Source organism: Arthrobacter vasquezii (genome assembly GCF_029455255.1).
Taxonomy (GTDB): Bacteria; Actinomycetota; Actinomycetes; order Actinomycetales; family Micrococcaceae; genus Arthrobacter_D; species Arthrobacter_D parietis.
This window is the reverse complement of record NZ_JAROKN010000003.1, coordinates 41,888-55,468: the sequence shown is the minus strand read 5'-3', so window position 1 is coordinate 55,468 and position 13,581 is coordinate 41,888. Positions and strand designations below refer to the sequence as shown.

The window sequence follows — 13,581 nt, the reverse complement described above, 5'->3', positions numbered from 1 at the left end:
CCTTGCCAGGTATGAACCTGACGCGGGACGAAGCACGCCAGCGCGCGGCCATAGTCAGCGTCCACAGCTACGCCATCAATCTTGACCTGACCCGTGGTGACTCGATCTTCGGGTCAACCACCGTAGTGTCCTTCGACGCCGAGCAGGGTACATCGACGTTCATTGACGCCGTCACCGCATCGGTCCACCGGGTGACGCTCAACGGTGTAGACCTTGATGTGGCGGATGTCTCTGACGGCGTGCGCATCCGTCTGGATAACCTTGCTGTGTCCAACGAGCTCGTGATCGATGCCGACATGCTCTACATGAACACCGGTGAGGGCCTGCATCGCTTCGTCGATCCAGTCGACAATGAGGTGTACCTCTATACGCAATTCGAGGTTCCGGATTCCCGTCGTGTTTTTGCCGTCTTCGAGCAGCCGGATCTGAAGGCGACATTCCGATTCACCGTGACTGCGCCGTCGCACTGGGATGTCATTTCCAACTCCCCCACGCCCCAGCCCGCTGAAGCCGGCTCGGCTGATGAAGGCGGGGCACGCTCCACCTGGGCCTTCGAGCCAACACCGGTGCTCTCTTCCTACGTCACGGCCCTCATCGCCGGGCCGTACCAGTCCGTGCGCAGTGAACTCACGAGCTCAGACGGACGGACCATCCCCCTCGGCGTCTTTGCACGCAAGTCGCTCATGCAACACCTCGACGCCGAGAACGTCTTCGAGCTGACCCGCCAGGGCTTCGAGTTCTTCGAAGAGCAGTTCGGCGCCCCTTATCCGTTCGAGAAGTACGATCAGCTGTTCGTTCCCGAGTTCAACGCGGGAGCGATGGAAAACGCCGGCGCGGTGACCTTCCTTGAAAGCTATGTGTTCCGTTCCCGGGTGACCGAAGCCACCATTGAACGCCGCGCTATCACTATCCTCCATGAACTCGCCCACATGTGGTTCGGTGACCTGGTGACCATGCGCTGGTGGAATGACCTGTGGCTCAACGAGTCCTTTGCAGAGTTCATGTCCACCCTGGCGTCCGCGGAGGCAACGAAGTTCACACAGTCGTGGACCACGTTCGCATCCCTCGAGAAGGCCTGGGCGTACCGTCAGGACCAGCTGCCCTCCACCCATCCCATCGTGGCTCCGATCAATGACCTGGAGGACGTGCAGGTCAACTTCGACGGCATCACCTATGCCAAGGGCGCTTCCGTGCTCAAACAGCTGGTGGCGTGGGTCGGTCAGGACAAGTTCATGCAGGGAGTGCGGGAATACTTCGGCAAGCACGCCTGGTCCAATACCGAGCTCTCCGACCTGCTCGTCGAGCTTGAGAAAGCAAGCGGCCGTGACCTGAAGGAGTGGTCAGCCCAGTGGCTGGAAACGGCCGGTGTCAACACCCTCCGTCCGGAGATCACTTCCAACGACGACGGCGCTATCACCTCCTTCGCGGTCCAACAGTCCGCGGTGGCGGACTTTCCGACGATCCGTTCGCACCGCTTGGCGATCGGTTTCTATGATTTGACAGGCAACGGGCAGCTTGAGCGCTCGCACCGGGTTGAACTCGATATTGCGGGAGAACGCACGGCTGTCGATGAACTCATCGGGTTGCAGCAGCCGGATCTTGTGCTGCTCAACGACGACGATCTCGCCTACGCGAAAATCCGGCTTGACGACCGGTCGCTGCGAACCGCTACCCGTCATCTGAAGGACTTCAGCGAGTCCCTGCCCCGCACGCTGGTGTGGGCGTCGGCCTGGGATGCAGCCCGCGACGGAGAGACACCTGCACGCAATTACGTCGAGCTGATCCTGCAGAACATCGCCTCAGAGTCTGACTCCTCAGTGGTTCTGGTGCTCCTGCGGCAACTCGCAACCACTCTCGCCCTCTACGTGAGTCCGGCTGACCGGCAGCCAATGGAGATAGCTGCCGCGGACAGCCTGTGGCAGTTGGCGGAGGGTGCTGACGCCGGGTCGGACTCGCAGCTACAGTTCGTGAAGGCGTTCGCCGTTCACGCTCAAACCGGACCACAGCTCGACATCATCGAACGGATCCTTGACGGTTCCGCTGCACCAGAGGGACTCACTGTGGATGCTGACCTGCGGTGGGAGCTATTGACCAGCCTCGTGGTGGGTGGCCGGAAGACCCAGAGGGATATTGACGCCGAACTCGAGCAGGACGCCACGGCCACCGGCGCCCTTGCCGCTGCGCAGGCGAAGGCAGCCATCCCGACCGCTGAGGCAAAGGAGGAAGCCTGGACGGCCATCGTGGAGCGCTCAGACATGCCTAACGCTGCACAGCGTTCGGCGATCGCCGGCTTCACACGGGTCCATGACACGAATCTTCTGGAACCTTTCGCCGGGAAGTACTTCGCTTCGGCGAAGGATGTGTGGGCAAACCGCACGCATGAGATCGCCCAGCAGATTATTGTCGGCCTCTATCCATCGCGACTGACTACGCAGGGCACACTCGCGGCCACTGACGAGTTCCTGGCAACTCTGGATCCGGACCTTGCCTCGCTTCGCCGGCTCGTTCTGGAAAACCGGGACGGCGTGGCACGCGCTCTCAGGGCGCAGGCAGCAGATAAGTAGCGAAGAAGCCGCTGGTTGCACCCGTTGGCCGGTCCGCGCACTACGGTTATCGGCCAACGGGTGTACTTTGTGGCTATGAACCTCTCTGAGCATCACTATCAGGTACGCGTGGTGTGGACGGGGAACCGCGGTGCCGGCACATCCTCCTACCGGTCCTACACCCGCGATCACGAGGTGGCATCAGCCGGCGTCCCCATCATTCCCGGGTCGGCAGACCCGACGTTCCACGGCAATCCCGAACGTTGGAACCCGGAGCAGCTCCTCCTTGCCGCTCTTTCGCAGTGCCATATGCTGTCCTATCTTCATATGGCGGTCAAGAACGGCATTGTCGTGACTGCCTATGAAGATGCGGCCGAGGGAACCATGCGGCTCAACGCTGATGGCAGTGGTGAGTTCACCGGCGTCATACTGAAGCCTCGGGTCACCATCACGGACAGCACGGTCAAACATACGGCCCAGTCAATCCACACCGACGCGGCTGCGGCCTGCTTCATCGGACGATCAGTCAATTTCCCCGTCTTGCATGAACCGGTTGTCATGGTTGGCGGCACAGCGAACCCGGTCACCGAGCTTTCCCGCCAGAAGACCACCGCCTGACCAGCTAATCTAAGCGGCGCAGCGCGATTGCCGCCGGGAACCAGTGTGCGCTCGCGCCTGCCGACGACGGGTAATCTTGAGCTGCCCGACGAGCCCTGAATGTTCCCGGCCGCGTACAGCCCGATGAAAGGTATTCCCATGCAGTTTCTTGACCAGCTCGGTTACGGCGGAAACATCATCGCCGCCGCGCTGATCCTGCTGGCCGCTCTCATACTCTGGCTCATACTTCGCGCGTTGATCAACCGCATGGTGAAGCGTGTGCAGAACGGCTATGAGATGTTCAAGAAACCGCATTTCCAGTGGGCGCAGCCGGTGTTGCGCACACTTGACCACAAGCGGCGAATGCAACGAGCCGAGACCATCGGTGCGCTACTGCGCAGCACGACGGCGGTCACGATCGCGATCATCGCGCTCATGACCGCAATCGAGCAGCTCGGAGTCAACATCGGTCCTATCCTCGCAAGCGTCGGGATCGTCGGTATTGCCATCGGTTTCGGAGCCCGGGAAGTAATCCGGGACGCGTTCCTGGGATTTTTCATCACCATCGAAGATCAGTACGGCATCGGCGACGTCATCGAGGTGGGAGATACCGTCGGGGTTGTGCAGTCCGTCGGACTGCGAATCACACGCATGGTGGATGAGAACGGTGCAATCTGGTACATCCGAAACGGTGACATCATGAAGGTAGGCAACAGGACACAGGGCAACTACGTTCCGCCCGCAGCAGATGACGAAAAGGTGGAAAAAGCCAATGAGCAGTGAAACACCCGGTCCGATTCCCATCCCGTCGAGATTCGGTGAACCGATTGCCCAGTTGACCCCGGTGGGGCCGCGTTTTGACCAGCCGTCTTATACCGACAACTTTTACGAGGCCGTCGGTGGGCATGAAACGTTCGTCCGCCTGGTCGATGTGTTTTACGCCGGCGTGGCATCGGATGAGTTGCTGCGTCCCATGTACCCGGAAGAGGATCTGGGTCCAGCCAAGGAACGCCTCCTGCTGTTTCTTGAGCAGTACTGGGGCGGACCGAAAACCTACGGTGAGACTCGTGGCCACCCCCGTCTGCGGATGCGCCACCAGCCCTTCCACGTCACACCGGCTGCCCGCGACCGCTGGCTGACGCATATGCGCGACGCCGTCGATTCCCTTGAACTTTCACCGCTGCACGAGGCGACGCTATGGGACTATCTGGATCGGGCGGCACATTCCATGGTCAATTCAGCCTGAGGTCTGCAGAGCCCTGCTGCGGTTTAGAGAACAGCGGCCTGGCGTACGAGGACGTGCCCGGTTCCCGTACTCAGGCGCGTCCAACGGTTGTTGGTGAAGATGCTTGCCCGCTCGCCCGGTTTCAGGAAACCGAGGACAAACGCACCAAAAGCTGCCCCTGCGGGCAGATCCGCCGGTGCCTCTGCAACCGGGCGTCCCCAAATGATGCCGCGTGCGTTGTTCACAACGATGGCGCCGGGAGACTGCGGCACTGATTGAGCCACTTCCCGGATACCCTCCGAGGCAGCGGCGAGCAGCAGGTCAGCTGACATCGAGCCTTTCGATTCCCAGCCGGCCCGCGGCGGCAGAACTCCAGCCCAGATTTCAGTGACCGTTGTCGGCGGCACCGGCAGAACGACGTCGTTCTCCGTCATGCGGGCCAGCCGGTCGGACACGGACGCTAAAGCCACCGTTGTGTCCAGCTGTCCCGGTTCCGCGAGCGGAATGGTGCGCAGGCCGAGGACCGTCGGCGTCGCCTCGCCGAGAATGCGGGGGGCGAGGATGCACACGTACGCCGCCAGCACCTTCCCGCTGGCTTGGAGACGGACTGCTCCGTCCTCGGCTGCGCGTGCGCGTCCCACGTAAGTGCGCAGGTCCAGCATCACCTGTGGATCGGCAAGTGAGAGTTCTCGGGACATGGTGGAGGGTTGAGACATGGTGCAATTCTCTCATCCGCGCAGTTGAGGCTGAACGCCGCGCAGTCTAATGTCGGTGATGGTTCCACTGAAGGCATGCTGCCGGATGAGCCGGGAGCCGTCCAGGCACAGCGCCGTGTAGTACAAGGAGCCAACCATCACCATGTCCGTCCAGCCCTCACAGGACCCTACAGCCGCGCTTGTCACCCTTCTCGACCTGGACAGCGCCGCAGGAGCCCAGACGGACGAGGAGATCTTCGTGGCTACTCCGGTGAAGCAACCGGGCAAGCGTGTGTTCGGAGGCCAGGTGCTCGCCCAGGCTCTGATGGCTTCTATCCGCACCGTGGAATCGGCGCGCTTTGTGCACTCAATGCACGGCTACTTCCTGAGGGCCGGCGATGCCGCCCTGCCCATCACCTTCGGGGTACAGCGGCTGCGCGACGGACGGTCATTCTCGGCGCGTCGGGTTCACGCATACCAGAACGGCGTGCCCATCCTGTCAATGATCGCTTCCTTCCAACAACCTGATGAGGGAATCACGCACCAGGAGTCCATGCCGGCCGACGTCCCGGAGCCGGAGTCGCTCCCCTCGACGGCGGATCTCCTGGGACGCTTCGATCATCCGGTCGCGAAAGCGTGGGCCTATGATCGCCCGTTCGACATCCGCCATATCGACTCCCCGCTCTATGTCGAGAACACCGGATCGGATGAACCTGTGAACGCCGTCTGGATGAAAACATTCGGAGCGATGCCCGCAGATCCCGCGATGCATCAGGCGGCTCTTGCGTACGCGAGCGACTACACGCTGCTCGAATCGATCCTGCGCCCGCACGGCCTTACCTGGATTCACCCGGGGATGAGCGTGGCGAGTCTAGACCATGCCATGTGGTGGCATCGCCCGGTTCGGGTCGATGAATGGCTGCTGTACATCCAGGCATCACCCAGCGCTTCCGGTGCCCGCGGGCTGGCGTTAGGAAAAATCTATAACCGCTCCGGCCATCTCGTTGCCACAGTCGCGCAGGAGGGCATGATCCGCGTGCCTGACGACGCAGGCAGCAAGCTGAAGGGTGCCGTGCAGAAAAAGCTGATGGACCAGAAGATGCGTCGCTGGAAGAATTGAGATCCGTGCTTAACTGACTGAGGGAGCGCGCGGTCCGCACGCTCCCTCAGTCAATGTCAGCTCGCTTTTCTAGTCGCGGGTGAGACGCCGGTGTGTCACACGGTGAGGTTTGGCGGCATCAGGGCCAAGCCGCTCAACCTTGTTTTCCTCATACGCCTCGAAGTTACCCTCGAACCAGTACCAGTTCGCCGGGTCTTCCTCAGTGCCCTCGTAAGACAGGATGTGGGTAGCTACCCGGTCCAGAAACCACCGGTCGTGCGAGACCACAACGGCGCAGCCTGGGAATTCGAGCAGCGCGTTTTCCAGGCTGGAAAGAGTCTCGACATCGAGGTCGTTGGTGGGCTCGTCGAGGAGGAGCAGATTTCCACCCTGCTTCAGCGTCAGCGCGAGGTTCAGCCGGTTACGCTCGCCGCCGGACAACACTCCCGCCTTCTTCTGCTGGTCGGGTCCCTTGAAACCAAACGCGGACACGTAAGCACGGGACGGCATTTCGACCTGGCCGACCTGAATGTAGTCAAGGCCGTCCGACACTACTTCCCACAGCGACTTATTGGGATCGATCCCGCCACGGGACTGGTCCACATAGGAAATCTTGACGGACTCGCCGATCCTCAGTTCTCCGCCGTCGAGCGGTTCCAGACCGACGATGGTCTTGAACAGGGTGGTCTTTCCGACGCCGTTCGGGCCGATTACTCCGACGATACCGTTCCGGGGCAGAGAGAAGGACAGTCCATCGATGAGGATGCGATCGTCATAACCCTTCCGGAGATCATGTGCTTCAATCACCTGGCTGCCGAGGCGCGGGCCGGGTGGAATCTGGATTTCTTCGAAGTCCAGCTTTCTGGTCCGCTCTGCTTCCGATGCCATCTCCTCATAGCGGGCAAGACGCGCCTTGGATTTGGTCTGGCGACCCTTCGCGTTTGACCGCACCCATTCAAGCTCCTCAGTAAGCCTCTTGGAAAGCTTCTGGTCCTTCTTGCCCTGAATCTCGAGCCGCGCACGCTTCTTCTCCAGATACGTGGAGTAGTTGCCTTCATAGGGGTAGAGATGTCCGCGGTCAACCTCCGCAATCCACTCAGCGACATGGTCAAGGAAGTAGCGGTCGTGAGTGACGGCGAGAACTGCGCCGGGGTAGGCAGACAGATGCTGCTCGAGCCACAGCACGCTTTCAGCGTCAAGGTGGTTGGTCGGTTCGTCCAGCAACAGCAGGTCCGGCTTCTGGAGCAGCAGCTTGCACAGCGCAACGCGGCGCCGCTCTCCACCGGAGAGTATCGACACGTCAGCCTCGGGCGGTGGGCAGCGCAGGGCATCCATCGCCTGCTCGAGCTGGGAATCGATGTCCCAGGCGTCTGCGGCGTCAATGGCTTCCTGGAGCTTGCCCATTTCATCGAGCAGCCGATCGTAATCGGCGTCAGGGTTGGCCATTTCTTCGGAGATCTCGTTGAAGCGCTGGATCTTGCCATAGATTTCTCCGACGCCCTCCTGCACGTTGCCGAGAACCGTCTTTTCCTCGTTCAGGGGCGGTTCCTGGAGGAGGATGCCAACTGTGTATCCAGGGCTAAGCCGTGCCTCGCCATTCGAGGGAGTATCCAAACCAGCCATGATTTTCAGGATGGTGGACTTTCCCGCGCCGTTGGGCCCCACGACACCGATTTTGGCGCCCGGGTAGAACGACATACTTACGTCGTCGAGAATTACTTTGTCCCCAACGGCCTTACGGGCCTTGGTCATTGTGTAGATAAATTCCGCCATAGTCCAAGGCTACGGCGTGAGGACGCCTAGAACATATTCGACGGCGTCCCGTTGGTGCGCCCGGCTGTGGGCTTTTACCGCTGGTCCCCGACGAAGCACCTGCCGCTGGCGAGGACGGGAAGTTGAGTGACTGTTGAAGAGCCATCACGGATGTGCCCGAAGACGCAGGTGTCTCCAAGCGGCACGCCGGCGGTCATCGCGTCTACTTCGAGACCGGTTGGAGTGGTATCAATGGACACCTCGACGGAACGCTGGTCCGCTCCCGCCGCCTCGAAGGCAGCCAGCAGCGCTTCTGCATCCGGGTCATCTGTCTCAGCTGCCAACGAACTCAAGGAGTCCTTGAGACTGGAGGTAAGTGCGCCGATATCGGAGGGATTGGGGGCGGTCGATACTGCAGTACCGGGGCTTTGCGCTGCCGGTGCCATTCGGATAGCCCGGGGTTCACTTCCGGCAGCGCCCGTCCCGCAGCCGCTGGCGCCGATTCCGATGCCCACACACAGGATGCACGACAGCGCAGCCGATCGTACTGTCCTGATGTCCATCCTTGCCCCTCACCGGTCTCCGTATGCAGCAATTCTGTCATGGCGCTGCCGGGAATTCGTCTAGAAGGGCGCCGACGCCAATTCCCGGTCCCCGCCGACCTCCGTCTCCGCCGGGTCATCCGATGGCTCGGGCGACTCCTCAACGGCTGTACCGGGCGCCCCGTAACCGGGTGTGGAAATCTCGCCGGTGGCGTAGTTCACGCCATCGAAACCCTCATCTGCACCTTCCTGCACCGCAGAGTCATTCCGATCTGCACTTGATCTCCGGAAACTGGCTGTGCCGAACACGAGGTCATGCCCGGCTGAATCCGCATCAATTTCAACGGTGGTGCCGCTTTTACCCTCGTCAGTGATCCAGGTGCGAACCCTTAGTTTGCCCGTGACAATGATGCGGTCGCCTTTCTGCAGGCTTACGCCGGCGTTGGTGGCCAACTGCCGGAACATTGACACTGAATACCAGTTGGTGTCGCCATCCACCCACGCGTTGGTCTTCTTGTCGAAGTAGCGATCAGAACTACCCAGCCTGAATTTGGCGATCGGCAGCCCACTACCTGCTACAGCGCACTTGATCTCGGTACCCACAAAACCGCGGATTGTCACATAGTTGCTCATCATGCGTCCCTTCAAGAAAACGAGAACCGACACCGGTGCGTCGGCTGATTCCAGTCTGTGACGGGATCGCTTGCCCAGTGGCCTGTGGATGCGGCTATGTGCGAAAGTGCAGTGCAATTTGTCCGCTGTGGAGGAGATAACGCAGACTAGGAACCGCTAAACTCATGTGGGCAGTTCGCCCGCCAGGCCCCCGTAGCTCAATGGATAGAGCAACGGCCTTCTAATCCGTAGGTTGCGCGTTCGAGTCGCGCCGGGGGCACCGAATCATTCGGGAAAGGTCACTCTCAGTTCGAGATAGTGCTGGCCCGCAACGTCCTGCGAGTACTCTGCCCGGCCAGCGATACCCTCCAGTTCATCAGTCCCTGACCCGGGAATGATGTGTCCGGAACTCGCCGCTGCGTTTCCTTCAGCCAGCCCCCAATGCTGGACGATCACGCTACCGCGCCGCCCAAGAACGCTACCCGTGAAGACTTCTGATGCCACATAACCGGCTCCCCTGTTATTGCCGGCCATGAGCAGTTCAGCAACCGAAGAACCTTCGATGTCTCCGGCGAACTCTTTCGTCGCGCGAACACGCGTCAGTTCACTGTCAGCGCCTTCCACCGAATATGACTCAGGTTCCCACTGCGAGATATCAAATGCGGCCCGGACAACCTGTTCCTGCAGTTCGCTCATCCTTCCAGTATTGCGTCATCAGGCACGCTTCGCATGTTCGCTGGACCGGTGCTTATCGGCTAAGAGGGAGCTGATCCGTTGATCGCGACCCTCGAAAGAGGGTCTTCGTTCGCGGATCCAACAGCACGAGATAGGTCGCAAACGCCACCCCGACCACTGCGGCAATCTGGCGGGCAGTTCCAAGGTCAAGTTCGATATAGGGGAATATGTCCAGTTGGTCGGAGATCGCATAAATCATGAAAAAGGACACCAGAAAGTACAGCACCTTCACCTGCCAGTCATCCCTGATCCCGGTCACGGCAAACAACGGAATCAGCCATACGACATACCAGGCCTGGATCATTGGCGCTAGGAGTACGACGGCGGTGAGCGCCAGCGCCAGCCGGCGGACGAGGTGCGCATGGTCCCCCTTGAAAATGAGCCAGGTGATCAGTACCAGCGACACCAAAGTGCCGATCGTGTGGACAACATTCGCCCATGACCAGCCGTCGAAACCGAGGGCGTCTCCGGTCACTGCCACGACCATGCCCAGGAACCCGACCGGTGCATACCAGATCCACACGCTGCCGGGTGTGCTGAGCGCGCCGACCCACCCGAAGCCGAAACCGTTCATGATTCCCAGAATCCAAAGGATTCCGAGGGACATCCCCGCCGTGATGGCCCAGTAGAGGATCTTGCGCGGCCAACTTGCATCCCGGCCTGCCCACATCAGGCCGATGAACGGGAGGAAAATCAGCGTGATCGGCTTGATACCGATGGACAGTGTGACCAGGAGAACCGACGTGACATAACGTCCCTTCGCTGCGAAATAGAGTCCGGCCACTGCAAGGCCCACCATAAGGGAGTCGTTATGGATGCTCGCTACGAAATTGGTCAGGAAGAGCGGGTTGGCAACGGTGAGCCACAGCGCTCGATGTGGATTCACTCCATGCAGTTCTGCGAGTCGCGGCACGTAATAGATGCACAAGGCAACGCCCACGAGCGCCAGCAGGCGAAAGAGCAGGATGGACAGGTCAGGCTGCCCTCCGGTCGCACGGACTATCAGCTCTTCCATCCAGAGAAAAATAGGACCGTACGGAGTTGGGCTCTGTGCCCACAGATCATCCGCTCCGATCTGCAGATAGTTGGAGATCTGGGAATAGCCGTCTTCGTACGGGTTAAGCCCGGCGACCATGACCTGGCCCTGAGCGATATAAGCGAAAACATCCCTGCTGAACAGGGGCAGCGCGAAGCACATAGGGGCAGCCCAGGCGAGGATTGCGGTCAGGATTGTCCGATGCGTCTCCGGTCCCCACCCCTGCAGACGTTGACCGAGCCTCAGCCATGACCTGACCAGGAGCATCCCTCCCAACGCAAGCAGAATGACGGAAAGGACAGCGCCGGCAGGTTCGAACCGCAGCCAGATGATCACCTGCACCTGCCGGAGTTCCCTGGAAGCGAGCGAGAGCCAGCCTACGCCGAACGATCCGACAAGCATGAGCATTGAGCCAATGAAGCCCTGAATGATCGCAATCCTGGGGCGCCCGATGTGCGCGGTCGCAACGGAAGCAGGCGCAGGGGCGGTCATTGCGGGAGGGTCCGATCGTCAGTCTGACAGGGCGGCGAGGAGGAATCGAGGTCGCTCGATTTTAGCATTCACCTGCCCGGACGCCGCCGAACGGTTGTACACATAGACCGGGGTCAACCGATAACCCGGTACATTTGTCGGGTGCCGATAACTAGTGAGCCCATCGTCTGGATCGACTGCGAGATGACGGGCCTGGACTCCGTCGCGGATGCCCTGATTGAGGTGGCAGTCATCGTCACCGACGCTGAACTGAATATTCTCGGTGAGGGGGTCGACGTCGTCATTGCACCGCCTCCCGGCGCACTGGAGTCCATGGGCGACTTCGTGCGCAACATGCATACCGCTTCAGGCCTGCTGGAAGAGCTGCCGTCCGGAGTCACCATGCAGGAAGCCCAGGACCGCGTACTCAAGTACATCACCGCGCATGTGCCGGAACCGCGCCGCGCACAACTGGGTGGCAACTCCGTGGGAACCGACAGGGTGTTCCTTGCCCGCGACATGCCTCTGGTGGTTGAACACCTCCATTACCGGGTGGTGGACGTGTCCACCATCAAGGAGTTGGCTCGTCGTTGGTATCCACGCGCCTACTTCCAAGCTCCGGAGAAGATCGGCAACCACAGGGCGCTGGGCGACATCAGGGATTCGATCCGGGAACTGCAGTACTACCGGAGCACCATCTTTGTTCCTGGTCCCGGACCCGATTCGGAGACCAGCCGCACGGCAGCGCGGAATCTCACCGCCGGAAGCTAGGCGTCACCGGTCCAGGGCGCTGGGGTTCCGAGTGCCTGGAAAAAGTGGTCCGAAAAGTGTGTAGAATTGTTTGCGCTGCCTCGTTCAGCCCCAGCAAGCCCGCCCCCCGTGCGGTGCACGCTCGGGTTGCTTACCGAGTCGCATGGTGGGTATAGCTCAGTTGGCAGAGCGCCTGGTTGTGGTCCAGGAGGTCGCGGGTTCAAACCCCGTTACTCACCCCATTTCGCCCGCCGGCAGTAGCCGCAGGCTTCCGTGGCCGTCCTGTAATTTCGGGGCGGCCATTGGCATTTCCTCGCTTCGTTTAGAGCTGCGCGAAACGGGGATCAGCAGAAGGGAAAACTGTATGAAACGGGCGTTGTTCGAGGAGGACCACGAACTGTTCCGGGACGTGGCGCAGGAGTTCAACGCACGGGAGATTGCCCCGCACTACGCGCAGTGGGACCGGGAACGCATTATGCCGCGCAGCATGTGGAGCGCCGCCGGTCAACAGGGGCTGCTTGGCCTGGCCGTGCCCGAGGAATTTGGTGGAGCCGGCATGCCCGATTACCGCTTCCGGGTAGTCCTCGACGAAGAGTTTGCCCGGGCCAACCACCTTGGCGCAGCGCTGGCTCTTCACCTGCACGACGACATGGTCCTTCCCCACCTGCTCGCCTACGGCTCGGACGAGCTCAAGCAGCAGTGGCTGCCCGGCATGGTCACCGGCGAAAAGATCACGTCCGTGGCATGGACTGAGCCTGGCGCCGGCAGTGACTTGCGGGGCGTCCGGACCAAGGCCGTGCGCGACGGCGACGGCTGGCTGATCAACGGACAGAAGACTTTCATTGGAAACGGGATCAGCGGTGATGCCTCGCTGGTCCTCGCCCGCACGGATGGCTCCACCGGACGCGGCGGCAGCGAGTCCTTCTCCCTGTTCATGGTCGAGAAGGGTCCCGGATATGAGACCGGGAAGCAGTTGGACAAGATGGGGCTGAAGGCCTCCGATACGTCCGAGCTCTTCTTCGACAGCGTGCGAGTACCGGAGGCGAACCTCGTCGGCGAGGCCGGGCACGGGCTGCGGTACGTGGCCGAACAGTTGCCGCAGGGGCGTCTGGCGATTGCCGTTGCATCCTCGGCCGTGGCGCGGACCATGTATGAGACAACCGTGCACTACGCGAAGGAACGCAATGCCTTCGGCGAGCGGATCATCGACTTCCAGAACACCCGGTTTGAACTTGCGGACATCCAGACCGAGGTCGAGGTTCTGGAAACCTATGTTGATCGGGCCGTCGTGGCGTTCAATGAAGGAGCGCTGGACGCCGTCAGCGCCGCCCGGGTCAAACTATGGGCCAGCGAACGGGTGAAGTGGGTTACGGATCGTTGCCTGCAACTCCACGGTGGCTACGGCTATATCCTCGAATACCCGATCGCGCAGGCCTTCCTCGCTGTCCGTCTCCTGAGCATTTTCGGCGGCACGAGTGAGATCATGCGCGAAACCGTCGGCCGCCATATCGCCCGCTAGCCACC

The 13,581-nt window shown here is 61.0% G+C and carries 13 protein-coding genes and 2 tRNA genes; 9 read left to right on the top strand and 6 right to left on the bottom strand.

The genetic code is table 11. The features are described from left to right. Positions 1 to 11 precede the first annotated feature (11 nt). The 4 genes from pepN to P4U43_RS02290 all read left to right on the top strand — a co-directional run bounded on the left by pepN (position 12) and on the right by P4U43_RS02290 (position 4,386). Positions 12 to 2,564 carry an aminopeptidase N gene (gene pepN / locus P4U43_RS02305; protein ID WP_277357274.1) on the top strand — a complete coding sequence of 851 codons (2,553 nt, stop codon included), beginning with the start codon at positions 12 to 14 and terminating at the stop codon, positions 2,562 to 2,564. Between the two features lie 75 nt (positions 2,565 to 2,639). Further along, positions 2,640 to 3,161, top strand: coding sequence for an OsmC family protein (locus P4U43_RS02300; protein WP_277357273.1), 522 nt, complete (start codon positions 2,640 to 2,642; stop codon positions 3,159 to 3,161). A gap of 138 nt (positions 3,162 to 3,299) precedes the next feature. After that, positions 3,300 to 3,923 carry a mechanosensitive ion channel family protein gene (locus P4U43_RS02295; RefSeq protein WP_277357272.1) on the top strand — a complete coding sequence of 208 codons (624 nt, stop codon included), beginning with the start codon at positions 3,300 to 3,302 and terminating at the stop codon, positions 3,921 to 3,923. After that, positions 3,913 to 4,386 (top strand): globin, encoded by a 474-nt coding sequence (locus P4U43_RS02290; RefSeq protein ID WP_277357271.1) that lies wholly within the window; start codon positions 3,913 to 3,915, stop codon positions 4,384 to 4,386. Before P4U43_RS02295 ends, P4U43_RS02290 begins: the two co-directional genes overlap by 11 nt. 23 nt (positions 4,387 to 4,409) lie before the next feature. Here the strand turns inward: P4U43_RS02290 and P4U43_RS02285 are convergent, their stop codons facing one another. Then, a complete protein-coding gene (locus tag P4U43_RS02285) occupies positions 4,410 to 5,081 on the bottom strand; it encodes a hypothetical protein (protein ID WP_277357270.1) in 672 nt (223 codons plus the stop codon). A gap of 142 nt (positions 5,082 to 5,223) precedes the next feature. On the opposite strand from P4U43_RS02285, the gene P4U43_RS02280 reads away from it, so the two are divergent. After that, entirely contained in the window at positions 5,224 to 6,180 is a 957-nt protein-coding gene (locus tag P4U43_RS02280; protein WP_277357269.1) for an acyl-CoA thioesterase, read from the top strand. Positions 6,181 to 6,249: 69 nt separating this feature from the next. On the opposite strand, the gene ettA is transcribed toward P4U43_RS02280, so the two are convergent. The 3 genes from ettA to P4U43_RS02265 all read right to left on the bottom strand — a co-directional run bounded on the left by ettA (position 6,250) and on the right by P4U43_RS02265 (position 9,089). Then, on the bottom strand, positions 6,250 to 7,932 hold the full coding sequence (gene ettA / locus P4U43_RS02275) for an energy-dependent translational throttle protein EttA (protein WP_277357268.1): 1,683 nt from the start codon (positions 7,930 to 7,932) through the stop codon (positions 6,250 to 6,252). A gap of 74 nt (positions 7,933 to 8,006) precedes the next feature. After that, positions 8,007 to 8,474: a DUF6993 domain-containing protein gene (locus P4U43_RS02270; protein WP_277357267.1), complete on the bottom strand. Its 468-nt coding sequence runs from the start codon at positions 8,472 to 8,474 to the stop codon at positions 8,007 to 8,009. Between the two features lie 60 nt (positions 8,475 to 8,534). Next, positions 8,535 to 9,089, bottom strand: coding sequence for a single-stranded DNA-binding protein (locus tag P4U43_RS02265; RefSeq protein ID WP_277357266.1), 555 nt, complete (start codon positions 9,087 to 9,089; stop codon positions 8,535 to 8,537). 183 nt (positions 9,090 to 9,272) lie between these two features. Between P4U43_RS02265 and P4U43_RS02260 the strand changes: the two genes are divergently transcribed. Then, positions 9,273 to 9,345, top strand: a tRNA-Arg gene (locus tag P4U43_RS02260). A gap of 5 nt (positions 9,346 to 9,350) precedes the next feature. Here the strand turns inward: P4U43_RS02260 and P4U43_RS02255 are convergent. Next, positions 9,351 to 9,761, bottom strand: a complete 411-nt coding sequence (locus P4U43_RS02255; protein WP_277357265.1) for a DUF3224 domain-containing protein — start codon at positions 9,759 to 9,761, stop codon at positions 9,351 to 9,353. A gap of 52 nt (positions 9,762 to 9,813) precedes the next feature. Beyond that, positions 9,814 to 11,328, bottom strand: a complete 1,515-nt coding sequence (gene mptB / locus P4U43_RS02250) for a polyprenol phosphomannose-dependent alpha 1,6 mannosyltransferase MptB (protein ID WP_277357264.1) — start codon at positions 11,326 to 11,328, stop codon at positions 9,814 to 9,816. Between the two features lie 141 nt (positions 11,329 to 11,469). Between mptB and orn the strand changes: the two genes are divergently transcribed. The 3 genes from orn to P4U43_RS02235 all read left to right on the top strand — a co-directional run bounded on the left by orn (position 11,470) and on the right by P4U43_RS02235 (position 13,576). Further along, positions 11,470 to 12,078 (top strand): oligoribonuclease, encoded by a 609-nt coding sequence (gene orn / locus P4U43_RS02245; protein ID WP_277357263.1) that lies wholly within the window; start codon positions 11,470 to 11,472, stop codon positions 12,076 to 12,078. 145 nt (positions 12,079 to 12,223) lie between these two features. Then, positions 12,224 to 12,299, top strand: a tRNA-His gene (locus P4U43_RS02240). 122 nt (positions 12,300 to 12,421) lie between these two features. Then, positions 12,422 to 13,576, top strand: a complete 1,155-nt coding sequence (locus tag P4U43_RS02235) for an acyl-CoA dehydrogenase family protein (RefSeq protein ID WP_277357262.1) — start codon at positions 12,422 to 12,424, stop codon at positions 13,574 to 13,576. Positions 13,577 to 13,581 lie beyond the last annotated feature (5 nt).